Source organism: Cyclobacterium qasimii M12-11B, assembly GCF_000427295.1.
GTDB lineage: Bacteria > Bacteroidota > Bacteroidia > Cytophagales > Cyclobacteriaceae > Cyclobacterium > Cyclobacterium qasimii.
The window spans coordinates 17,209-41,376 of record NZ_ATNM01000097.1 but is presented as its reverse complement, the minus strand read 5'-3'; the positions used below and the strand labels follow the sequence as shown (position 1 = coordinate 41,376).

Here is a 24,168-nt window from a genome sequence, read left to right as displayed (position 1 = left end):
TGCCCGTCACAGATGGGCAGTCGATTGTTTTTTTAAGCTATTTTTTATGCAAAATATAATAAAGGTCAAGGGCATTTTCAGGATCATCCACAAATAGATAGTCCTCATGATTTAACTGCTCTACAGCCTTCCCCTGTTTTTTATGCAACTTGTTTCTATTGGCCCTGTTAAGTATTTCGTAGGGAATTCTAAGCAATGCAGAAGGTAGTCTGTACTGTAGATTAAGCACATCCCAACGGGTGATCTTATTAACAGATTCTTTATTGGCAGCATAATAATCCCAAACTTTGGAATTGCCTCCAACGCCCTTCGTCTCTACTTTATCAAATATAGAAGCACATAACTCTTTTAATTGAGTTGGAGTATATTCCCTGATATGCCAGGGATTTCTAGTCAATGAAAATCGGATGTTAGGCGTGGAAATCAAGGCCATTCCACCAGGTTTTAGCACGCGATAGATTTCTTCAAGGTATTTTTTATCATTTTGAATATGCTCTATCACCTGAAAACTCACCACTGAGTCGAAGGAATTGTCCTTTAGGGTAGCCATGGGTGGAATAATTGCCTGTTCAAAAGTAAATTCAGGGAATTTATCCTTTAGTCTGTCCAGGATTTCTCCTATCTTGTCCATGCCATGGTAATGTTGTACCAAAGGGCCGAGAACATGTACCCCTCGACCTTCACCACAGCCTATTTCCAGCAGATTGCCTGAAACATACTCTTTAGCAACAATGTATGCTTTAAAAAGGCGTTGATGAATTGGGTTGTCACTGATCAACTTATCGGAAGTAATTTCCGTTGTATAGGTAGCCATCTAAAATTTTATTATTTTCAACAAAATTAAGGTTAATTTTTAAAACCAACTATGGAAAAAATAAAGTCATTGCATATGAAACGATTTATTGGGTTTTTATTTATTTTAACCCTGCTTTACCTTCCTACCTTTGCACAAAATAACCTGCAAAGTATCAACCAAAGCTTAAGGTATTCAAGGTATTCCAGAATATCATTAAAAGTTATTCCTATTGAAACTTCTGACAGAACCTTTAAACTTCAAATGTTGGTCGAAAAAATAGAAGATGGGGCCAATTTTGATGATTACCTTTTTCTTACAGCATAGTCAATAGTTTTGAACAAAGAATTGATGATGACAATGTAATCGCGCTGGACCGAGACCTGCTTAAAAAAGACACAGACAGTCATTTTTATTTTGAAGAAACGGTGGAAATACCTTCCTCTAATGATCAGGCCTATGTGATTTTCAGGGCAACAGACACCCGACAGGAAGATGAATATGTTTACCATGCAGATTTAATAAGCCCTTTTATTGCAGAACAACCTTCTTTCGGCGCTTATTTCGGAAATGATATCCCTTATGATCAAAATTTCTTAAACGCTGAAGAGTCTCTGCTTTTCAAAAGTGAGCACAGTGTAAGTTTGTACAGGTACTTTTATCCCCAGGAATTCCCAATCCCACTTCCTCCAATGGAAACAAAGTCACCAGAAATAGCCAAGGAGACCCAAGTAATTGACGATGGTGACTTTTTGGTAAATGTGCCTGTTCCATTTGAGAAATCAGGATATTATTTTGTACAAGAGGACACCTCCTCAGCGTCAGGTCTAATGATAAAAACTGCAGGAAAAGCTTTTCCCAAGGTATCTACCTGGGAAGAAATGATCCAAATGGTCGCTTATATTTCCACCCGAAAGGAACATGAAACCCTCCTTGCCGCTGAAAATAAAAAAATAGCATTGGATGAATACTGGATCAGAATGACCAGAGATGAGGAAGCAGCCAAAGTATTGATCAAAGAATATTTTAGACAAGTGGAATTCGCCAATATCCTTTTTACTGACTACAAAGAAGGATGGGCGACAGACCGTGGAATGGTTTATATTATTATGGGTCCTCCACAAGAAGTTTACTTTAATTTAGACAAAGAAACCTGGGTTTACCTGGCTCAGGATTCAAATTCCAAAATAACCTTTACCTTTGCACGTGTAAAGAATATTTTAACCCCCCAATATTATACATTGAATCGATCCAGAGCCTATCAGCCTGTATGGTTCAAAACAATCACAGCATGGAGAAACGGAAGGATGGTTTTTTAATTGACAAAGACGAAGACCAAAAAGATTTTATATTTGGCATCAGGCCTATAATGGAGGCTTTGAATGCAGACCGAGAAATAGACAAGATATTGGTCAATAAGGAACTCAAAGGAGACCTCCTAAAAGAATTACTTGCTATAGCAAAAGAAAAGAAACTTCCGGTAACGAAGGTTCCAGATACCAAACTTAATCGGATTACCAGAAAAAACCATCAAGGGGTAATCGCTTATATTTCGTCTATAGCCTATGCTTCATGGGAAAATGTGGTCGACAGTACCTTTACCAAAGGGGAAGCACCACTTATATTGATGCTGGATAGAGTTACAGATGTTCGTAATTTTGGCGCTATCGCCAGAACGGCAGAAGTAGCTGGTGTTCATGGGATTATTATTCCTGAAAAAAGCAGTGCTCAGATCAATTCAGATGCTGTTAAAACTTCAGCTGGTGCATTGAACTTTTTACCTGTAAGTAGGGTAAGAAACCTTTACTACACACTCAAAGACCTGAAAAAATCAGGTTTAAAAGTGGTGGGAGTAACTGAGAAAACGGACCGAATGATGTATGCGGCAGATCTTACGACTCCTACTGTATTGGTAATGGGTTCTGAAGAAGATGGGGTTTCTGATGAATTGCTGGGCTTGTGCGATGAGTTCGTAAAAGTACCTGTACATGGTCAGATTGAAAGTCTTAACGTTTCTGTAGCCACTGGAATAGTGATATACGAAGCGATTCGACAAAGAAAACAAGCCGATTCTTAATTTAAGTTTAAATGGCAATTGAACTGGTTGCGCTTTTGGTGTTGATGGTAGTGATCATAGCTGTATTGGCTATTATCTTGTATCAATCTCAACAAAAGCGTGACCTTTTGGATAAAAGCCTGAATGCGCTAACCTTAGAAAAGGAACGCTACAGCGAGAAATACCAAGTCCTCCTGGAACAACAGGAAAGTATCAAACAAAACAATTCAAGCCTTTCGATTTCAATCAAGTCCCTCGAAAAAGAAAATTATCAGCTTGCACTGGATAAAGGAAAATTGGACAGCCAATTGCTTTATCTAGAAGAAAAACTAGCCTTCCAAAAACAAGAGCTTAACAAAATTGGCAGCCAATTTCAGCAAGAATTTGAATTGCTGGCCAACAAAATCCTGGAAGAAAAAGCCAAAAAATTCACTAGCCAAAACCAAATAAACATTGAAAACATTCTCCAACCATTGGGGAAAGAATTGGAGGCATTTAAAAAACAAGTTCAGGAAGCCTATGCTATGGAATCCAGGGAACGTTTTTCTCTTGAAGGAAGGGTAAAAGAATTGGCATTGCTCAACCAGCAAATCAGCCAGGAAGCCAAAAATCTAACCAATGCCTTGAAAGGAAATGCAAAAATCAGAGGCAATTGGGGTGAGGCAATTTTGGAAACCATCCTTCAAAACTCCGGTTTGGAAAGAGACCGGCATTATAGCATTCAGGGATTTTTGAAAGATGAAAATGGTCATCCCCTCATTGGGCCAGACGGCAAAAGAATGCAGCCTGATGTGATCATTCACTACCCTGACGACAAGAAAGTAATCATAGACAGTAAAATATCATTGATCGCCTACGAAAAATACAGTAGTGCTATCGATGAAAGTGAACAAAAGTTAGCTCTTGATCTTCATATTAAGGCTATAAAAACCCATATAGACCAGCTTTCTGCCAAACAGTATGAGAGCTATGCAAAGGCCTTGGACTTTGTGATCATGTTCATCCCACTAGAAGCTGCTTATATTGTAGCCCTTCAGGCAGACCCTCAAATCTGGGAATATGCCTACAAAAAACGGGTATTATTGATCAGTAGCAGCAATCTTATCGCAGCCCTTAAGATGATTAAAGATTTGTGGATTAGAGATGATCAATCAAAAAACGCCTTGGAAATAGCTGAAAGAGGAGGCAAACTGTATGACAAACTATCAAATTTTGTAAATAGTCTGGAAGATGTAGGCAAACACCTGGACAGGTCGCAGGACAGCTATGCAACAGCCATCAAGCAACTTAAAACCGGCAAAGGGAATCTTATTTCACAAGCTGAAAAACTCAGAACTTTGGGTATCAATGCCCGGAATAAAATTTCAGGAGAGCAATAAATCGGTACGGACGGATTTATTTATAACTATAAACCTGGACTAAAACGGAACATCTCCTGGATCATCCACTTTTTTGACCACCGCATTATTTGATATCAGGTAATTTCTTCCAGTAGAAATTTCTTGACAAAGTACTCTTGACCTTTGGGTACGCATTTTCTGAAACACTCTTTTTTTCAATTCGAAATGTGCATGTTGCGGAAGATCTCCCAACAGCGGTTGCACAAAAGTGAAGGCATTTTTATCATATTTCCGCAACTCCTTCATTAAGAAAAAATCAGCGCCGGTCGACGCTTTGGGATTCCCCATATGTAACCGAAGCGGGATTAAAACATCCTTTGGAAACACTCGCTCATGTAACATAGGTGCCATAAGCCATCTGAACGATTGCTTCCACTCTATGCCATGTGGCATGATACCGTTCCCAATTCTATCCTTGTATTTGCTAAAAACCCGGTGATGGGCCACCTCGTGGATGAAAGTAATTAAAAATTGGTATTGATTAAGGTCATGATTGATGGTGATCTTTTGAATGCTTTTGTCCTTTCGATAGCGGAAATCACCCAATTTAGAACTTCTTGACTTGGTGATTTCAAAGGCAAAAGGTTCTTCTTCCCAAAGGGAAAAACAATAGGACAAGGCGTTTTGAGGCACCTTATCCTTTAATAATTCCAACCACTTTTCTTTATTCACCTATTGTCTTTAAGCTGAATTCAAAATTAAGTATTTTTATCTTCGTGAATCAGTTGAACCAGTTTTTTTCTAAACAATTCCTCTGCTTCCGGCAATAAATTGCTTATTCTACACCTCCAGGTTTCATACCCCCCTTTTTCGATTTCATGAGCAGGAGGAACATATCCAACGTTATCATTGGCAAGACTAATGGTAAAATAGGGGAAATCAACTTCAGCTTTTACTTTGAGCCCCGATTCAGCAAAGAACTCCCCAGGCAAAGCGCCTATTTTCCCTTCTCCAATGTGAAATACCTGCACTGGACTTTCCGCTGCATCGGCAAATTCGTGGAGCAACATTTGTTCCCTTGCATAAAGCTTTCGCCATCCCTCTGTGTCCGGCTTCAACTCCTCCAAACCCCCAGTCGCCAAAATTGCCCTGGCTGATTCCAGTTCATCCCTACTTGGCATTCTTCGACCTGCCTTTACAAGGGCAAAACTATTGTTGAGGTATGGATCCTTATTCCACGCCACATTCTCCAAACTAGCCAGCACCTTGTCTGCTAAGTCATTGCCAATTTTCTTACTTTTAGCCAGTTCTCCATCAGGAAATTTCTTTTCTCCGCTAAAATCCCAAATATTGATGTCTCCACTTGTGCCATTGCTCATTATGCCCACAAATTCAGTTCCCGCTTCCAGCTTTTCTCTCAAGGCATTTGAAAATTCCCCAAAGTAATCAGCTGAGATGGTTCCGTTTTCCCAATCTCCAACATAATGAAGGGAGTAATTCCCTAGAAGTGCTATCCATTGGTCATCCAAACCTTTGACTGCCAAAAACCCTAATTCAGGGTCTGGCGTATTAAGGGGTTTAATGATCTCATCTTCCACTCCAAAAGGGTTGGTTTTCATCAAATCTGCTTTCCCTGTCACAGGATTTAGAGAAGTATAGCTGTCTTTCATCCAATACCGACGACACATCACATACTCAGGTGCATCAGCTGTCCCGAAGGCTAGTTGAGCAGGCTTTAATGTGTTTAATGCCTTTTCGACTGCCTCCACTATTAGGTTTGGCAAGCGTTTCCTGTAAGCCAAATCAGCAGGTACCATGTGTACATCTTCTACTGCTCCTGAGGCATGAGTATGAGTAGCTGAGATCAGTACCTGTTCGGGTGAAATCCCAAATTTATTTTGGATGATTGCCTTTGTACTATCGAGTAATTCTTTACCCAAAATGCAAATATCTACAACCACCAATACCAAAGTAGTTGCCTCATTTTTCAACACCAAAGCTTTGGCATGCAAGGGATCATGAACTTTCTGTGCGTAATGCGTGACAAAGTCACCATTGATAATGGTACCTAAAGGGGGAGTAGTAACAACACTGGCTGCACCAGCCTGAAAATTATTTGACATCGTTGGCGTAAATTATTTAATGTAAAAATTAGCCTTCTGGTAAAGCATTTCTCATAAATCGAAGAAAGTTGCCATGGAATATATTGTCAATGTCTTCCGATGAATAACCTCTTCTATCTAGAATCTCTTCATACTTCTGAAGGTCTGCTATGGAATTAAGGTCCCAGGGAGATTGCTCTGTACCAAATATTCCATCCAAATCACTGCCTATACCGATATGCTCACTGTTCCCCGCCAATTGACAAATATGGTCCCAATGGTCTACCAGATGCTCCAATTTAATGTCTAACTGCCAAGGGTCAGAAATGGTATCAATAAAGCGAATATCCATGGCCCAACAGTCTAGCATTCCACCAATGACAGCCCCACGTTTCACCAGATTTTTAATCTGATCATCTGTCAGTTGTCGCTGGTTCGGTACAATTTTGCGCACATTGTGGTGGCTGGCCCAAATGGGTCCAGTATACAAATCCATGGCCTGCTCGAATCCTTGATCAGTAAGATGGGTTACATCTAAAATCATTTTATACTGCCCCATTTTTTCAAGCAACTCTTTACCCAATTCGGTAATAGGTCCCTCAGACTTTGTACCTGGGGCATATCTTCCCGGACCAAAATGAGAAAGGCCTAATGCCCGTAAACCGTAAGCATAAGCCCTATCAAGATAATCAGGGGACACCAAAGAATCGCCACCCTCAAGATGTAGTAGATAACCAATCGGCTTCTTCTCATCTGGAATGGAATCATCTTCCCATAAACCCACCATCTGATCCAGGTCCTTTCGGTTCAAAATCTGCTTCATTTCTCCCTGAACTTCCATTTCACGGTACCAGGCCAACTGAGCCTGCGTCATGGCCCATGCCTGTTGGGGTGAATTCCAGCCTGAAAGGGCAGAATCAGGAGGAGAATACCGGGCCAATTGCGTGGCCACCACTATGCCAATTTTACCTTTTCTAAGCTCTGGTAAACAAACGGTTCCCCTGCCTCTATCGGGCTTGTCTGGCATGTGCATTTCTGACTGCCTGATTTCCGAAAGAGGTCTACTCAAATCTCTGTTCCACTCTATGGCATTCATAGACAAGTCTAAATGCGCATCTAGAATCAGTCGTTTGCTCATTTTTCAGTAGGTATTTTAGCGATACAGTCTATTTCCACCTTAAGGTTTTCTGCCAAGACAGATTGAACCGTGATACGGGCAGGCTTGGTGTTTTTAAAAAAGCTGGCATACACTTTATTGTAGCGATCAAATTCAGAGATATCTGACAAATGAACGGTACACTTTACTACATTGTCCATTGTTCCTCCAGCAGCTTCGATAATCGCTTTTATATTGTCCAGCGTTCTTTGCGTCTCCTCTTCAATGGTTCCTAACTTAAACTCAGAGGTTTCAAAATCTACTGATGCTTGTCCTGAAACGAATAAAAATCCATCCGTTAATATAGCGTCTGAATAAGCGCCTGTATCAAAACTTAAATCTCTTTTGGGGTGTACTATCTTTTTCATTTTAATCTTTTTTATTGTTTTAACTATTTTATCACCAGGCAGTCCATCCACCATCCACTACCAAGTTATGACCTGTAATATAGCTGGAAGCATCCGAGAGTAAAAAACAAACGGCTCCTGCCACTTCACGGGCCACTCCTACTCTTCCTAGGAAGGTTTTTTGTTCCAATCGTTTAACAAATTCCGGGTGATCTTGCTGCACTTGGCTATTGGGAAATGGCCCTGGGGATATGCTATTGCACCTAATGTTTTTAGGGCCGTAATACATTCCTAAATATTTCGCCATCTGTATTGTTCCAGCTTTCTCTACCCCGTATTCTATAGGGTTTGGCATCATAGGGGGCTGATACATGTGCATATCAGGAGCTTGCATTCCATACATGCTGCCAAACAACAATATGCTTCCCGATTCTTTTTCTGACATTATGGCTCCTACCGCTTTTGCAAGTACAAAAGTTGCCGTGAGCCCAGAATGATTTACCTGATCAAAGTCCGCAGCTTCCATGGCTTCAAAAGACTTTCCACTAGCAGAATAGGCCAAATTTACCAGACCATCAGGTATGCCTAATTTTTCTTGTTTTCGATGACAAAACCAGGGATGTCATCCGTATTCGAGAGATCAAAACTGGCCGACACTAATGAATTACCAAGCATGGCTTCTTTTTCAAAAACCATTGCCTTGTCTTCTCTATCTATGCATAAAACCTTTGCTCCTTGCGAACATAGGAGACGCACAACTTCCTGACCCAAGTATCCTGCTCCGCCTACCACCCAAATACACTTTCCTTCTAAAGAGAATGGAGACTTTATAGCGGGGCTGGAATTTGAATCAGGCATTCAATCCTCCATCCATTAAAATATTTTCGCCATTGATGTAAGCTCCAGCATCAGAAGCTAATAAAACGGCTAGACCCTTGATGTCATCATTATTGGCCATCCGCTTCATTGGTACTTTTTTGTTATAATTCTCAACAAATCTCTCGGGCTGATTATTAAACAATCCACCAGGAGAGATGCAGTTGAATCTAATATTTTTTCCTGAATTCATCTTGGCCATAAAGCGAGTAAGATTGATCAATCCTGCATTGTGGAAGAAATAATCAGGAGGTAAATCTCCCATACTGGTGCCTTCATAATTAGTTAAATCTGGCCCTTTCATGCCCATCATGGAACTGATATTGATCACTGCTCCACCCCCGCTTCCTATGATCAGGTCTGACATGGACTTTAGCAAATCCCACATTCCTGTAGCATTTACCCGCATCGATTCATCAAAATCTGCCAAAGGAGCATTGTAACCTTTCATTGGCCTGGAAACGGCATTGTTTACAAAAACATGCAATTTACCAAACTTATCTTGTAGGCTTTTGGCAAAGCGACTTACTGACTCGGTATCCCCTTGGTCCACTTCCATAGGGTGCACATCTAAGCCTTTCTCGCGAAATAAAGCAGCTGTCTTTTCTGCCGACTGTATGTCTCTAGAAGTAGTAATAACAGTCCCCCCTGCTTCGGCCAAACCTTCAACAAGGCATTTACCGTATTGACCGGAACCACCAGTGACTACAATTATTTTTCCTTTTAAGCTAAATAATTCTTTAACGTCCATGTTTTTCTAAATTAATCACCTTACCTCCATTTTCAAAACTTTCTTTCGCTCCAATCACTACTTGCATAATAGCAGCTGTTTTAGCGAATTCTAAATAGGGCTTTTCATCCCTAAGCGCATCAATAAATACTATGAGGTTGTCCCTAAACATAGAATAAGAGTTCTGGATATCAGCTATTTTCCAACCCTTTTCTCCAAAAAAACTGAGTTGGAAAGTTCCACAGATATCCTTAAATAAATGTACAGTGGCTTTGACTCCATTTTCAAAAGTAACCAATACAATGTCCTCATCCTCTTCTCCGATATGCTGAACCTTTACTGGTTTCGGATCATCCAGGGTGCTAAAGAGCGCTTCCAACAGGTGTACGCCATACTTTTTCCAATCTTTTTTTCCTACTGCCGTAACCAAATGAATTTTCCCCAAGGACTTTATGCCTGTTTTAACGGTCCTACATTCCTGCGAATAACGCATAGAGGAACAGGACATAAAAACTTTTCCTAAATGGTGTTGTTGAGCAAAATAATCCAGATCCTCTTGGGAATAGGCCAATGGTTTATCAATAAAAAGCGGTATACCTGCATCCAGAAAAGGCTTTGCCATTCCCACGTGATTTTCAGGATCATCTCTTCCAAGGATCACTGCATCCACCTCACCAATCATGTCCTCAAGTTTGTCCACAACAAAAGGGATCCCAGCATTTTTCGCAATGCTTTGACTAACCTCAAGGTTTTGGCTCCACACATGACTGACCGAAGCCCCTGGAATTCCCAGCGTGTCTATGTTAGCCTGGAGATAATCTGCCACAGCAGGATAACCGATGGCACTGATAAGCTCGCCATCAAATGTCCCATTTATGATTGAGGACCAGGAATAGGGATGGGCATTTCCCGGACTCATTCCTATCATTCCTATTTTTAACATGTTTCTTTCGTTTGAAGATAAACTTGGTTAAATGTATTATAGCCCTTACATTTCAGACTAAAGCCAACCCATTCTATCCCAATAGGGGATATTAATAAATTCCGGATCTGGAAATGGAATGGCCCCAGCAAGTAATTTCTTACTTAAGGCCGGAAGATTGGCTGTTTCCAATGCCTTTTCCAAATAAAGCGATTTGTCTATACCTACCAACACGGATGATACGTTTGGTTGATCAAGAACAAATCGCGTTGCATATTCAGGCAATGTCAATCCTTCTTGTGTCGCGAGGGCAGCATATTTGGCAATGTGTTTTTCAATTTCAGCCAAAGGCTCTTTTAGATTTTTTCCACGGTCACTAAGCATGCCACGAAGCAAAACGGAACGGACCACCATACCTACTCCCTTTTTAACTCCCAGGTCAAATATATTGCTTTGGCGCTGATCCAGTAGATTATAAGGCAATTGAATTACTTCCCACAAACCTGAATTGATAGCTGTTTCTGACTCCTCCACAGTGTAGGTTGAAGCCCCAATTGCAATGGAAAGCCCCTCCTTTTTAATGTCCTCAAAAGTACGACAAACTGCCTCATTCTGTAAAATCTCAATGTCCGCCTGGTGTAACATTAATACATCCAAGGCCTCCATTCCAAGTGCTTTCAAACTTCCTACAAGAGATTCCCGGATAATCTTAACCAAAGCTTTCTCATCAGGTAAATTCCCTGAAACATCTCTCAAATGCTGGCATTTTGTGCAGATGACTACTTCATTACGGTGCTGAGCAAAGGCTTTGCCGATTAATTCCTCACTTTTCCCATACATTCTCGCTGTATCGAAAAAATTCACGCCCGAATCCAGGGCTTGAAGTAGCAAGTCAATCGCTTCATTTTCCTGAAGCATGTCCTTTTCGGAAGTTATACCTGGACCATAAGGTAAACCAATTTCCACTCCTCCGAAAGCTATTTGAGAAACTTCTATTCCAGTATTGCCTAAAGCCTTATTAATCATTTCTTGGCTGCGTAATAGTCCTTATCCTTATCCCCTTCTTCTTCCGGTCCATTTTTGAAACCAGTCACCAGGTCACTGCAATATTTGGTCAATGTCAAAACATCTGCTCCGATACTAATAAACTGGTAACCCATTTTTTGGTATTCAGCTACTTTTGTTAAAGGACCTGTAGTGCCAGCAAATTTCCCGTATTTCCTAGCCACTTCTACCACTTTTTGCCTTGCGTCCTGGATTTTGGGATGATCCATATCCCCAGGAGCTCCTATGGCCTGACTGAAATCTCCAGGGCCAAAAAACAACATATCAAAACCATCCAACTGTGCGATGGCTTCTATATCTTCCAAAGGTTCTGGATCTTCTATTTGAAAGATGACAAAACGCTGTTGATTGGCATCTCTTAGGTAGTCTTTGAAATTACCAGCTGCATAGCCTCCATCTGCATTTCCACCATCAATGGCTCTCTTGCCAATCGGATGAAAACGTGTCATTTCGATTACCTTCTTAGCATCCGCCAAGTTCATTATATGTGGCACCATAATGCCACTGGCATCAAGCTCTAAAGGCTTTACATAATCACTATAACTACCTCTAGGTACTCTTACCAAGGTGTCCTTTCCCTGAGATTTGGCTGCCCAGATCTGGGACGCCAAAATGGACCAATCCTGACCTATGTGCTCTTGATCTAGCCACAAACAGTCAAAACCCGCCTGAGCAGCAATTTCTACAACTCGTGCATCTGCCAGGTTTACTTTAAAAGAACAAACGTTTTCTCCGGCCCTTAACTTTTTTAGTACCAGGCTTTCTCTCATTTTTATAGTCATATCCGTTTTTTGCTTGATCAAATATAACACAGGTCTCTTAGAGACACTATTACTTTTATCTCAAATAATGGTACTATTTTTCGGAATCGGTTGACATACCAATTAAGGTAAATTAAGGCAGGGAAATAGAAGAATGTTGTTCCTATTCCTGTACTATGGTTTTTACAAGTACAGCGGATTATTGGGAATGATATTGGTTTAAAAAATCCTTTGATTCTGTGGGCCTTAAAAAGCAACACAATTTGGAAAATGGTAATTTCATTCTATTACCCATAGGGTATTTTTACTCAAGTCCTTTTTTGTCTGGGTTCCAAAAAGGTTTGATTTTAATTTGTTTGGATTCCCATTTCAATTCCTTTCTAAAATACTTGTTTAACTGCACACATACCCGGCTATCCCCTGCGATATAAACCATTTTTTTACCTGACATCTTAGAAACGCTTTCTTTTACCAATGCCATAATCTCTTCTTTGGGATTTAGAGCCAATTCATGAAAATCAAATGGTTTTGTACCGGCTAAATCCGGGAACAATTCATTTTTGTCTTGGCTGTAAATTATGCCTGTTACTTTCTTTTCTTTGGGAAGGTTTCTATTTATCATATACAAATGGGACAAAGCGGACAAATCTCCTATCATCAGGTAACTGTCTGCTGAATTGTCTACTAAAAAATTGCCTTTTTTCCACTTATAGTAAACCTTATCACCTGCCTTGCATTGTTTTGCCCAAACGGATCCTATTCCATTACTGTGGGTGGCTATGGCCAGGTCTATGTATCCCTGTGATTTGTTTATGTCCCAAACACTATAGCTCCTCATTTTGTCTTTCAACGAAATATCCTCCTTATCTATACCTATTCCTAAACGTAAAAAATAGCCTGGAACAAAATCTACTGACGCAATTCCTTCGGATTTTAAACGAATTTTATAAGCTCCTTCAGAAAGCTTAGACTTTTCAACAATAACTGCTTCTTGTAGTACTATTTTTTTTAAGATACTATCAATAATTCCCATTGTACCGATTTTAAAACTTGCTCGATTTTTTTACTTTGTAATCCTAATTCCATCCAGAATAGGTAATAGTCCTCCAATTTCCCAATAAGAGTTCAATAATAGTTATACGCGTTATTTTAGGATATCCTTTAATTCCTCAATCATTGCTAATGGAGCTTTGTGTGCCCTTCCTGTAGCCTTTTCAAAATCTGACTGCACGTTATTCGCCCCAATTTGAATCCCTTCATAGATACCCGCAATAACAGTTCCTATAAAATCCCCCAAGGCCTCTTTTCTTTCTTTTTGATATGCTGCCACGGACACTGGATAATAAGAAAGGCTGGTTCCATAAACTTTATTAATAATGTTGGCCAATTCTGCCTGTGTAATTGGATCTCCTGCAAGGTTGTATACCTGGCCATTGTGCTTTTCATGCAATAGCATTTGTGCGTAAGCCTGGCTCAACTCTTCCCTGCTGGTGTAAGCACATTTTCCCTCTCCAGCACAATTCCTAATTCCACCTTCTTCAATATAATGGCTGATGTACTCAATATCTGGCTCAATATAAATTCCATTCCTTCCGATTACCCATTGAAGACCGGAAGCCTGTACATCTTTTTCAGTCTGTCTGTTACTCGCTACTATTGGGCTAAATGCGGTGTTTTTCTCATCCCCTATTATACTTGTATATACAATTTTTTTAGCTCCATTTTGCTTTGCTGCCTCAATCACATTTCTATGTTGTTGAATTCTTTTTTGAGGCTCATCCATACCAGAAACCAATAAAACTGTGTCAATGCCTTTCAATGCTTGGTCAAGTTGTTCCCTATCATTGTAGTCGCCCTTCCTAATTTCAACACCAAGGTGTTCTGCTTTTTCCGGTGTTCTGGCAATCCCTATAACCTGATCTTTTCCAATTTCTCTTACCAATTGTTTTACGATGGAGGCACCCAATTTCCCACTTGCTGATGTTACGGCTATTTTCATATTTTTTTGATTTACAGTCACAGTTGGGGATTCCCACTACTTAACTCATTTTAATTTAGTCAAAGGTCGTTATATCACTTTGGTATTTAAAGGTAAATGCATTGCTAAAAATGGTAAATATGGGAATGATAATTCTTAAAGACTAGATTATATTCCTTTAAACTGCTCGATACAATCATTCCAAATACTATTTTCTTAGACAATAAAAGCAGCCACCAAGGCGGCAAAAACAATTAGAAAAACACCGGGTAAAATCTCCTTTTTAAGGGCTATATGAGCCGTAGACAAGACGATGGCTGCTTTCACTAAGGTGTTTGAAACCGCCGCGAGGGATATTGCCCTAATGGCCACGCTGGGCTCTACTGTTCCTGTTGCCTGACTCATTTCGGCCATCGTGAGTGTAATTGCATCCACATCTGTGAATCCAGCGGCAATTGCCGACAAATAAATCCCCTTATCACCAAAATTAATCTGCGCGATATTCGCTATAACGATAACAGCGGCGTAAAGGCCACCAAAAATTAGTGATTTCTTCAAGGAAAAAGGCTTTTCTACGTCAACCTCCTCAGCAATGGCTTCGTGTTTCCCATCTTTCATGTATAGGAACCAACAATACAAGCCTCCTACAACTGCTGCTGCAGCCATTGGTATCCACATCTCTATAATCAATCTTGAATTTACAACAGCTACTTCGACAAGAATACGAAGAAACATAGTAATCCAGGAGACGATGATTGCAATGGCAAATGCTTTGGATAAGGTTGGACGACCTTTACTTTGAGAAGAAAAAGACAATGTTACTGCTGTACTTGAAACCAAGCCTCCAATGAAACCAGTTAAAACAATTGCTTTTCGGTTTCCAATAAGCTTTTTCAGAAAATAACCAACCATTCCTATGGCAGTCACCAACACTACCATTAACCATATATTTCTTAGGATCAAAACATCAAATGGGGCAGGAAGCGTAGGTTCATCCGGAAGTATTGGTAGCACAATTGCTGTCATAAGGCCAAATTTGGCCAAGCTTACAATCTCTTCACGTGTAAGCATTTTACTAAATTCGTGGAGCTTTACTTTAAAGGACAGTAAAACCAAAACAATTATACCCAAGGCTGCAGCAAGTTCTATTTCGCCATAATAGCATATAATGCCGATGATAATAGTGAGCAATGCGGCTACTTCGGTGGTCATTCCAAAGTCTCTCTTTTTAACAGTCCCAGTATAGGCCACAACTAAAAAAGCTCCTGCAATAACAATAGGAATGGCAAAGCCCCAAGGTGAATCCATCAAATCACCTAATAATCCAGCTGAACAACCGATAAGCGCCAGCAAAGGAAAAGTACGAATCCCGCCAAAAAGAAATTGTTGCGCTTCATCGGACTTTTTAAATTCCCTTTCCAGCCCAATTAATAAGCCGATTGCCAATGCCACTCCAAAATGGTAAAATAGTTCACTCATAAATTATCTCTATAAATTACTTCGAGCCAATTTTGAACCTTGACCTGGCTAAAAATCGACTGCAGCTTTATTCGTTGTTAAAACAATGACAATACCCTTTCACTATTATGGAAGAGCCTCCAAATAGTACGAATTAATTGATTTCTTCTTAAATCTATGTACGTGTTTAATGCCTGGAATTAAATCATGGTTTGCATTTGATTTTTGATGCTTCCGTCCTTATAGATTTGCTGAACGAATTCAGTATACAATTTAGTAAAGCGCTCATTCTGACCAAGGTCTCCAAAAAGTGATTTTTGTTTTATAAAAGCGAGCGTGTCCGTTTTAGTTTGTCTGGCTGCTTGTTGTAATTCGGCAGCCATGGCATCGATTATTTCTATTGGCTGGCCATTTTTATCCATTCCTTTGTCGCTGTAATAACACCAGGCAGCGATCACCAGGGTTGCAAATTGAATACTTCCCCCTGAATCCAAATTTTCTTGAAGCGTAGCAATCAAAAATTTCGGCAATTTGGCAGAACTTTCTGAACAAATTCGGCTAACACTGTCCTTAATATTGGGATTGGCAAAACGCTCCAACAAACTGTCTTTGTACACATTTAAATCAATCCCTTCCAGTTTATCTAGTGTAGGAGTCGCTTCCTCGTCCATAAATGCCCTCAAATAAGTGACGAAAGTTTCATCTTCCATACAGGCATTGATCGTTGGATGCCCGTGAATAGCACCTAAAATACCCAATACAGAATGTCCTGCGTTTAAGAGGCGAAGTTTCATCTTCTCATAAGGTTTTACATCCGATACAAATTGCACCCCTACCTTCTCGAATTCAGGTCGCCCATTTGAAAAATTATCTTCTACAACCCACTGAATGAAGGGCTCACAGGTTACTGGCCATTCATCTTGTAATCCAAAGGTTTTCTCTAAATAATCAATGTCTGATTGGGTGGTAACCGGTGTTATTCGATCAACCATGCTATTGGGAAAACACACCTCTTTTTCAATCCAATTGGCCAATTCTTCATCTTGTCTTTTAGCAAACGATAGCAACATATTTCGCGCGACATCACCGTTGTGCTGAATATTATCGCAGGACATGATGGTGAATGCCGGCAGGCCAGAATCACGACGCTTTTTCAGCGCAGCCGTTAAAAACCCATAAATTGTTTTTGGACTGTCTGGGTTTTTTAATTCGTGTTGGATATCCTGGTTCTCAAAATCAAAATCTCCAGTGGATGGATTAAAATTATACCCTCCTTCTGTAATTGTAAGCGAAACAATTTTCGTGTCAGGATGGGCCATTCGTTGAATAACAGGCTTAGGACTATCAACTCCCAGTCGAAAATCGATTATTGCCCCCATAATTTGAGGTTCAATTTTCCCATCAGGATGTTTGACGATTAAGGTATATAAACCCTCTTGCTCATTAAGAACGTTATGTATTTTTTGGTCCCCTTTTCGCAGCCCAATTCCGCAAATAGCCCAGTCACGGACATTGAATTTCTCCAGTAACATATTGGTATAATACGCCTGATGGGCCCTATGAAAACCTCCAACGCCAACATGCACCATGCCTACAGTTAACTCATTTCTAGGGTAGGTAGGGCAAGGGATTTGCTTGGCGATATTTGTTAGGTTATTTTGATTAAGTGCTATAATGTTTTTCATTTCAATTTTGTTTTTTTGTTTTCCACGAAGCAAAGCCCAATAGGCTACAACGAAATAAAGTACAGTACAAATGAATGCGTATCGATAAAACACTTCTCTATTTGCCAAATATAGGCTTTCATCAGAACTACCGAATAGTACGATGCACGCCAAAACCAAAGTTATGAGGAGCGCAACAATACCTGTGACTCTTAATACACTTGAGAAGGTCGAATTATCTGTGGAATGGGGGACTTCAAATTTGCCTTTTTGCTCTTGAAATTTCTTAATATTTTCGTTGCGTAATTTTTCCTTTAGCTCAGCCTCTGGATATTTTTGTTTGGCACCATAGCGGGCTGCTAGCAATGTATATACCAAGATTGTAAAAACCCAAGTGGGAACAAATAGATAAAAGAAGGACATTACATCAAGTGCATTTAGTCCAAAACCAAATACTAAGCCCAACCCCCAGGAAGCCACGGCCGGTGTACTGAATGCCAATTGTCGGTAGGACAACCAATAGCGGGTATATCCTATTCTGGGGAAGATTTGGTGCTCTGCAAATACAATGGCACCTACAGGAACAACCAGCAAACCTGCATAGGTCAATAGTGGGAGAATTTGTGAAAAAACGAAAGGAAAACAGGCTATCACAATGGTAACCAACCCAACCACTATGGTGGTTTTCTTTCGGGAATGGTTATAGAAAATGGCCTGAGCTGCCAAGCCTGCCCTGTATAAATTTGTTATGGCAGTGGTCCATCCAGCTACTATTACGATTACAAATCCAGACCAACCAAGCGCATAGTAAGCCACATCTCCGGGATCAAGTTCCACTATTGATTTCCCTAAAATCACGGCAGCTCCTGCCCCCATAATACCTGCAGCAATCCAGGCAACGTAATGACCAAACATCATTCCCGTACTTGTAGCCAATCCATAAGACTTCTTCTTTGCAAAACGTAGCAATGCCATATCAATAAGTCCAAAATGGGTAATGGTATTTGCCGCCCAGGCAAAACCAATGACTTCAACCAAGCCTATGCCAGGTTCTCCATTACTATCAAATCCGGTCCATATAGATTGATTTCCCAAGGATATAAAATCGTCCCAGCCAGCGGGCAATGTTTTGCCCAAAACATCAAGACTTAAGGCAGGCAAAAGCACCATTGCTCCACTAGTAAACATTACGAATAACCATGGTGCACAAATACTGGAAAACTCAGAAACGGCATTGAACCCATAAAGCGCTATAGACACCACAACTATTCCAACCGCAAATACGATCAAAACAAACCAGGGATTGGTAGGGTACCAGTTGAGTTGGGCGGGTATATCAAAAGCAAACCGAACCGCTGTAGCAGATACAGTGATCATGGCTGCAGATATAACCGAAAAGATGATCACATTCGCCCAATTGTAGAGCTTGGTCATCGAATCCCCTGCGATTTTATTGAGATAAGTATAGAGACTAAGTCTTGTATCCACCGCAATGGGCGAAGTAATAAAGGTCCAACTGAGAACAGCTAAAACATTCCCAATCAATAGGCCCAGCACAATGTCCATTGTCTTAGCACCTAATGCAACGAATGTTGCTCCTATAACGAACTCTGTAGCGGCGACATGTTCTGCAGCATATAATCCTGCAAAATGTGTCCAATTATGAAGTTTATTTTTGGCAACTGGTAATTGTTCTTCGTCTATTTCTTCAAACTCTTCAAAATCGCTGCTCATGAGTATATTTTGGGTTGGGTTTCAATTGAAATTTTAAAAGTTATGGTGCTATTCTTCTCAACTTTTTGAGTTAAATGCATAAGGGTGATTACAATCCACCTGAGATAATCCCTTAAAAGCACTTGACTTAAAGCCCTCTGCTTTACGGATTTCTTAATGTACTTTCTAACACATGAATTAGAGCTTCTGCTCATTTTAATATTTCCTGAACGTAATATATAAAAGACTTTGGACAAATAATAACCTTCGAAATATCCATGAAAAGGGATGCATTCCCTTGTATACAGCTTGGGTATAAGGTAGATGCTACCCTGTTTGAAATAATGGCCCATTAATGAGGAGGGCCTAAAATCTCAAATTATGAATCTATTTTTTCAGACCAAACTACCAATATATAGAATAACTAAAATTTAATTTCCTTGGTCCTAACCTTAAAATTTCACTTAGAACAAGACCATCACCCCTACTCTTTATCCTCCAGTGCATTCAAAAATTTTGCTAAGACAAACCCCATACTAAAGCAACCCTGCAATAAATACCCTCCAGTGGGTGCATACCAGTCAAGCATCTCTCCAATAGCATAAGAATTAGGTATTTTTTTTAACTGAAAATTTTCATCTATTTCATCCAAAGCGACACCACCTAAAGTTGAAATGGCTTCATCCAATTCACCTGCAGATTTGATGACAATTGGTACAGACTTGATTGTTTTTACCAGCATGTCAGGATTTGAAAAGGCGTCTTTGTCGCAGCATTGCTTTAACAATGAAATGGCCGTACGGTCAAGATTTAAATCCTTATTCAAAACATCAGTTACCTTGGATCGATGAGAACGTTTGTATTTTGCCTTCAACTGATCTATTGTCATGGTAGGCTTTAAGTCCAAATGGACAAGGACACTTTCTTCGTCAAGCAATTTTTCTTGAATCTTTTGGCTTAAGGCATAAATGGCATTGCCCTCAAGACCAAATTTGGAAATATTCAACTCTCCTTTAGAACTATGTCCATCGAAAGACAGGGCTATATTCTTTAAAGGTTTCCCCTCGTGTGTAGAAATAAAAGTTTTATCCCAATCCACCTCAAAAGCACAATTGGCAGCTCTAAATGGCTCTACCTTTACCCCATTCGCTTCGAAGGTTTCTCTCCAGTCACCATCGGAGCCCGTTACCTGCCAGCTGGCTCCACCCATCGCAAATACAACAATGTCAGCAAGAACACCCTCCATTTCATGGAAACACAAGTGCCCTTCCTCATTCCAGCCTTCCCATTTTGCACCTAGCTGAAACGCTATATCCCTGTCTGATATATAAGTTGTGATTTTATTAAGTACCTCAATAGGCTTAATTCCCAATTCAGGAAAAACCCGATTACTAGAGCCAATAAATGTTGGGATTTCATGTTTATTTAGCCAGCTCATCAGATCCTGATTGGTGAACTGACGGAGGACAGGAGCCATAAATTCTCTTGGAAAGTATTGATTTGTGAGGGCTTCTAAGGAAGCATTGTAGGTCAGGTTCAATCCACCTTCTCCAGCCACTAAAAATTTTCGCCCCACTGTCTTTTTCTTATCGAAAAGTGTCACCTTATATTTTTTGGTGTCAAGCTCTGCTGCAAGTATAAGTGCGGCAGGACCTCCGCCAATAATTATTAACTTCTTCATCTAAAAAAACAAGTGATTATTTAACCCAGATCATGAAATGGCATTTCCTGATCCTTCTTAGCACCGCCTGATCTTTATTCAGGGGTAGTAATGAAACCATGAGGAAATCAGGATAAATTCGAACTGAGGGTTTTCAATTCGTTTTCAATTTGCAAAATACGATCTATATGTTTGTCTGCCAATTTTTGATGTAGCGCATCAAAGGGCAGAATGGGATTTCGCACATTGGGAGTGGGATAAATACCCTGGCGGTAAAGCAAGCGTTTAAAAAAGTGTATGGAGATGTCCAGGTGTTGATTGGAAAAGGCCAAAACAGGAATGATCTTCTCAAAAAGCGCTTCCGCATCCTCATATTTCCCTTCCTCAAAAAGATGGTAAATGCTTGTGTAAATAGAATGCATGCCTGTAGGCATAAAAGCATGGACCCCACGATGCAGGCCTTCTATCATTTGGGAAACTGCCCAGCCTCCACTAACGTTCAATTTCCCTTTTGTCAATTCCAAGATCCGTGAATATTTTGGACCTGCCGGAACAGTTTCAATTTTCAGACATCTGAAATTAGGCACTTCTTCAAATAAATTGCAAATAAGGTCGTCCGATAAACCATATCCTGAAGCATTCCAATCTTGCAACATGATCATTTCCGGATCAAGTGCCGCCAATTCCATAAAATGATTCCTGAATTGTAGCTCATCCACAAACGGAATTTGGAACAGTACATTTTTACAACCTAGATTTAAATAGGTTTTCAATAGGGCTTTACTTTTGGATAAATCCTGTTCCCCAGCTCCTCCAATAACCGGGACCCTATTCTCCACCGTTTCCAAAACAAGTGCAAGCATTTTTTGTCGTTCGGTGTAGGACAGTTTATAAACTTCAGCAGCCATTGCAGGAACTAAAAAACCCGCAACACCTGCTTTTAAAGCTTCAAGAACATTGTTTTTTAACGCCGAATAATCAATTGTATCCTCCCTGGTAAACGGTGTATTGAGTACTGTTACTATCCCCTTTAAGGGATAAAGCTCTTTCTCAACTAAAGGTTTGTCGTTTGATTCCATTGTCATTGTTTGATAACCCAAACATCGGTAACACGTGATTGCTTTCTCCAATTCAAGTGTTCTTCATCGGGTTTGTCAAAGCTAATCTTTAATTTACCATCCGTAATCAAATCCTTAGAAAGGGGGAATTCTTTAAATTCTTCAAAATTCTTTTCGTATTTGGTAGGTTGAAGCCGTTGCCCGTTGGCTCTTAAAAGGGCCTCACCATACCCTGAAACACGAATCAGGTAATCGGAAGTTGCATCTAACCCACTGTACTCCAAAGTGGGGCTAAACTGAAACAATTGTGTTGAGAGCCGTTTTTTGCTTAAGCCATCATTTTCCCATAAAAAATCTATGGCATCATCCGTTTTGGAAGTGACATGCATGGCATCCGCACTAGAGATATTGTCATAAAAGCTACCTTCTCCTGGAAACTCATAATTTTTGATAAATTCCAACCGCGTTAACTTTTCTTCCTCAGATTTAAACATGGCGATCTTCTTAAATTCATCTTCCAACCACCACCTATTGTTCAAAGGATAATCTATAAAATCCAGGACTGCTCCCCTTTCTGCACTGCGTGCCTGGTACATTTCAACACTGCTTTGGGCGCCTATGGATTGAAATAATTTTTCGCCATAATCGAATACTTTCTCCTTCAAGTCTTGTGAAACGAGTTCTGTATCCGCTTTATTAATATGTTTCAAAGCTTGCGCCATAGCTTTGTCTGCGCCAATTGTATTGGCTTGTTCCAATATTACATAGGCTTCGGTTTCAAGCATTTTTTCAAAGGCCAGCCTGTCTTGGATGTAAGCATCATAATAAGCCCTCATCACCAATTGTTGCCACCTCCAATTGCTCGACAAATGTGGATTGCTATCTTCCAGCCTTTTCCATAAGGCCAGGGTTTCCTTAATGGAATTGTTTTTAAAATTGGCCCATCCCAGTTTTCTTCCAAGGCAAATATTCCTTGAGCAGCAGCTTCAGCTACGTCAGGACCAAAAAAGAATTGGGTATATTCCAAGACGATTTCTTTGGGATCATTATTGGGATCTACACCCAATTGACTCCATAATACTTTGTTCACATCATCATGGGAACCATCGGAATAAGTGATAAAGCCATCTGTAAATTTGCTGTCTCTATTAAAGAGTTCAGTATACATTAATGGTTGTGGATTACAAGGTTCTCTTCCCAAAGTCAATGCAAACGCTTGGTCCCAATTGTCCACTGGATATTGGCATCTAACGGTATGGGTAATGTCTGGATAAAAGCGATGCAGGTATTTTTTGGGTAACCGCTCTCTTTCCAAATCTATTGGCGGGCTACTGGGCCCATAAACCAAACCTTTGAGCCAGTCAGGATTGTTTTCTTCCAGGTAAGCGAAAAAATAATCAACTTTTTCTTTATTAAAGCCTTGTAGAGAAACCCAAATCCCTGCATCTGGGTGGTACTTGTGCAATCTAGCCGACAAATCATTCAAATAAGGTATTAACTGGGCAGGATGGTTTTCTCCTGGATCGCCACCTGGGACAAATACCCCATCTAATCTGGGACATTTTGCAAAAAAAGCTTCTTGTTCTTCAAGCCCTTCCTGGTGGGCATTTGTAACTTTCAAATCATGTGGAGCTGGTGTCCAAACCCAATACTCAGCATCGTATTTTTCGCAAATTTTGCTTAGTTCCACTTCCATGATCTGTGGATCTACTTTAAAATGAGGACTCGAATTTACTTCCTGAAAAGGAATGTTCTCAAAACTATTGGCGCCGAAAAGCACCTGTTCTCTAAAATGCTGGTCAAACTGCTCCACCGTCCAGGCATCCCAGGAATTGGCGGTATTCCGATAGCCAAACTGATGGCCACGGAGGGTATATTCAGGAGCTTCGGAAAAATCAATTTTGGAATCAATAGTTATATTTCCATTGCTCATTTTGGCAGTTCTCAGCAATTTGCCTATTCCGTATAAAATCCCTCGTGCATCTGCCCCAAGGATCCAAATGGTGTTTTTACCTCCTTTGTTTTCATTGAAAATGCGATAGCCTTCTTTTTGTAGTTCTTCTGCACTTTTAGCACCCCGTGCAGGAACCTCTTCCCCAAACAATTCAATTTCTTCTGCTAATGCCAGCGCAATGGTGGTTTTGGCATCCCAGTTATTTGTTAAGCCAAGATGAAGCCCTGTTCGTTTTTCAATTTCTTCCAGAAGAATATCTCCTGCGGTATCCTTGATAGGTGATTTAATCTGGGGAGATATCAAGATTTTTGCCTCCGAGAGATCCAGCTCTTCTTGTTCTTGTTCGGAACAGGCTAAAAAAGCATTTAATGCCATTAGTAATAGCCAAAACTTTGCGATTGTTTTCATCTTATGCCGCTTTTTACCTTATCGAAATTAAGGCAACTAATTTATAAACTTTGTCTAAGGTTTAAACCTTAATAGTAACTACTGCAAAGTGAACAAATCCTACCACGACAAGTAAAGGACGACCTCT

At 40.2% G+C, this 24,168-nt stretch carries 23 protein-coding genes; 4 read left to right on the top strand and 19 right to left on the bottom strand.

Going from position 1 to position 24,168, the window contains the following annotated elements; genetic code table 11:
* Positions 1-37: 37 nt before the first annotated feature.
* Positions 38-814 (bottom strand): class I SAM-dependent methyltransferase, encoded by a 777-nt coding sequence (locus ADICYQ_RS10300; protein ID WP_020892277.1) that lies wholly within the window; start codon positions 812-814, stop codon positions 38-40.
* A gap of 75 nt (positions 815-889) precedes the next feature.
* Between ADICYQ_RS10300 and ADICYQ_RS29665 the strand changes: the two genes are divergently transcribed.
* The 4 genes from ADICYQ_RS29665 (at position 890) to ADICYQ_RS10285 (ending at position 4,228) form a co-directional block, all read left to right on the top strand.
* On the top strand, positions 890-1,120 hold the full coding sequence (locus ADICYQ_RS29665; RefSeq protein ID WP_316929293.1) for a hypothetical protein: 231 nt from the start codon (positions 890-892) through the stop codon (positions 1,118-1,120).
* A gap of 101 nt (positions 1,121-1,221) precedes the next feature.
* Positions 1,222-2,112, top strand: coding sequence for a GWxTD domain-containing protein (locus tag ADICYQ_RS10295; RefSeq protein ID WP_020892275.1), 891 nt, complete (start codon positions 1,222-1,224; stop codon positions 2,110-2,112).
* The gene (gene rlmB / locus ADICYQ_RS10290; protein ID WP_020892274.1) at positions 2,085-2,870 is read left to right on the top strand and encodes a 23S rRNA (guanosine(2251)-2'-O)-methyltransferase RlmB; all 786 of its coding nucleotides are present in this window, start codon (positions 2,085-2,087) and stop codon (positions 2,868-2,870) included. Before ADICYQ_RS10295 ends, rlmB begins: the two co-directional genes overlap by 28 nt.
* An 11-nt stretch (positions 2,871-2,881) precedes the next feature.
* A complete protein-coding gene (locus ADICYQ_RS10285; protein ID WP_020892273.1) occupies positions 2,882-4,228 on the top strand; it encodes a DNA recombination protein RmuC in 1,347 nt (448 codons plus the stop codon).
* A 39-nt stretch (positions 4,229-4,267) separates the two neighbouring features.
* Here the strand turns inward: ADICYQ_RS10285 and ADICYQ_RS10280 are convergent, their stop codons facing one another.
* From ADICYQ_RS10280 to ADICYQ_RS10195, 18 genes are all read right to left on the bottom strand, one after another.
* Complete coding sequence (locus tag ADICYQ_RS10280) at positions 4,268-4,921, bottom strand: hypothetical protein (protein ID WP_020892272.1); 654 nt, start codon at positions 4,919-4,921, stop codon at positions 4,268-4,270.
* Between the two features lie 26 nt (positions 4,922-4,947).
* A complete protein-coding gene (locus ADICYQ_RS10275; RefSeq protein WP_020892271.1) occupies positions 4,948-6,312 on the bottom strand; it encodes an alkaline ceramidase in 1,365 nt (454 codons plus the stop codon).
* A 28-nt stretch (positions 6,313-6,340) separates the two neighbouring features.
* Positions 6,341-7,429, bottom strand: coding sequence for a dipeptidase (locus ADICYQ_RS10270; protein WP_040415633.1), 1,089 nt, complete (start codon positions 7,427-7,429; stop codon positions 6,341-6,343).
* Positions 7,426-7,815 carry a RidA family protein gene (locus ADICYQ_RS10265; RefSeq protein WP_040415660.1) on the bottom strand — a complete coding sequence of 130 codons (390 nt, stop codon included), beginning with the start codon at positions 7,813-7,815 and terminating at the stop codon, positions 7,426-7,428. Before ADICYQ_RS10265 ends, ADICYQ_RS10270 begins: the two co-directional genes overlap by 4 nt.
* Positions 7,816-7,846: 31 nt before the next feature.
* Entirely contained in the window at positions 7,847-8,356 is a 510-nt protein-coding gene (locus ADICYQ_RS28485; protein ID WP_020892268.1) for an SDR family oxidoreductase, read from the bottom strand.
* Positions 8,357-8,379: 23 nt separating this feature from the next.
* Positions 8,380-8,652, bottom strand: coding sequence for an NAD-dependent epimerase/dehydratase family protein (locus ADICYQ_RS28480; protein WP_020892267.1), 273 nt, complete (start codon positions 8,650-8,652; stop codon positions 8,380-8,382).
* A complete protein-coding gene (locus ADICYQ_RS10250; RefSeq protein WP_020892266.1) occupies positions 8,645-9,421 on the bottom strand; it encodes an SDR family oxidoreductase in 777 nt (258 codons plus the stop codon). The genes ADICYQ_RS28480 and ADICYQ_RS10250 overlap by 8 nt, the downstream gene beginning before the upstream one ends.
* Positions 9,411-10,343: a Gfo/Idh/MocA family protein gene (locus ADICYQ_RS10245; RefSeq protein ID WP_020892265.1), complete on the bottom strand. Its 933-nt coding sequence runs from the start codon at positions 10,341-10,343 to the stop codon at positions 9,411-9,413. The genes ADICYQ_RS10250 and ADICYQ_RS10245 overlap by 11 nt, the downstream gene beginning before the upstream one ends.
* 57 nt (positions 10,344-10,400) lie before the next feature.
* The gene (locus ADICYQ_RS10240; RefSeq protein WP_020892264.1) at positions 10,401-11,348 is read right to left on the bottom strand and encodes an aldo/keto reductase; all 948 of its coding nucleotides are present in this window, start codon (positions 11,346-11,348) and stop codon (positions 10,401-10,403) included.
* Positions 11,345-12,157 carry an HpcH/HpaI aldolase family protein gene (locus ADICYQ_RS10235; RefSeq protein WP_235114558.1) on the bottom strand — a complete coding sequence of 271 codons (813 nt, stop codon included), beginning with the start codon at positions 12,155-12,157 and terminating at the stop codon, positions 11,345-11,347. Before ADICYQ_RS10235 ends, ADICYQ_RS10240 begins: the two co-directional genes overlap by 4 nt.
* A gap of 295 nt (positions 12,158-12,452) precedes the next feature.
* Positions 12,453-13,181, bottom strand: a complete 729-nt coding sequence (locus ADICYQ_RS10230) for a siderophore-interacting protein (RefSeq protein WP_020892262.1) — start codon at positions 13,179-13,181, stop codon at positions 12,453-12,455.
* Between the two features lie 111 nt (positions 13,182-13,292).
* Complete coding sequence (locus ADICYQ_RS10225; RefSeq protein WP_020892261.1) at positions 13,293-14,147, bottom strand: SDR family oxidoreductase; 855 nt, start codon at positions 14,145-14,147, stop codon at positions 13,293-13,295.
* 195 nt (positions 14,148-14,342) lie between these two features.
* Positions 14,343-15,605, bottom strand: a complete 1,263-nt coding sequence (locus ADICYQ_RS10220) for an MgtC/SapB family protein (RefSeq protein WP_020892260.1) — start codon at positions 15,603-15,605, stop codon at positions 14,343-14,345.
* A 179-nt stretch (positions 15,606-15,784) separates the two neighbouring features.
* Entirely contained in the window at positions 15,785-18,982 is a 3,198-nt protein-coding gene (locus ADICYQ_RS28475; RefSeq protein WP_020892259.1) for a mannitol dehydrogenase family protein, read from the bottom strand.
* Positions 18,983-19,445: 463 nt separating this feature from the next.
* The gene (locus ADICYQ_RS10205; RefSeq protein WP_020892258.1) at positions 19,446-20,642 is read right to left on the bottom strand and encodes a BaiN/RdsA family NAD(P)/FAD-dependent oxidoreductase; all 1,197 of its coding nucleotides are present in this window, start codon (positions 20,640-20,642) and stop codon (positions 19,446-19,448) included.
* Positions 20,643-20,749: 107 nt separating this feature from the next.
* Positions 20,750-21,700, bottom strand: a complete 951-nt coding sequence (locus ADICYQ_RS10200) for a dihydrodipicolinate synthase family protein (RefSeq protein WP_020892257.1) — start codon at positions 21,698-21,700, stop codon at positions 20,750-20,752.
* Positions 21,701-21,702: 2 nt separating this feature from the next.
* Positions 21,703-22,515: a hypothetical protein gene (locus ADICYQ_RS28470; RefSeq protein WP_235114556.1), complete on the bottom strand. Its 813-nt coding sequence runs from the start codon at positions 22,513-22,515 to the stop codon at positions 21,703-21,705.
* Positions 22,515-24,041 carry an alpha-glucuronidase family glycosyl hydrolase gene (locus ADICYQ_RS10195; protein ID WP_235114554.1) on the bottom strand — a complete coding sequence of 509 codons (1,527 nt, stop codon included), beginning with the start codon at positions 24,039-24,041 and terminating at the stop codon, positions 22,515-22,517. The genes ADICYQ_RS28470 and ADICYQ_RS10195 overlap by 1 nt, the downstream gene beginning before the upstream one ends.
* Between the last annotated feature and the right edge of the window lie 127 nt (positions 24,042-24,168).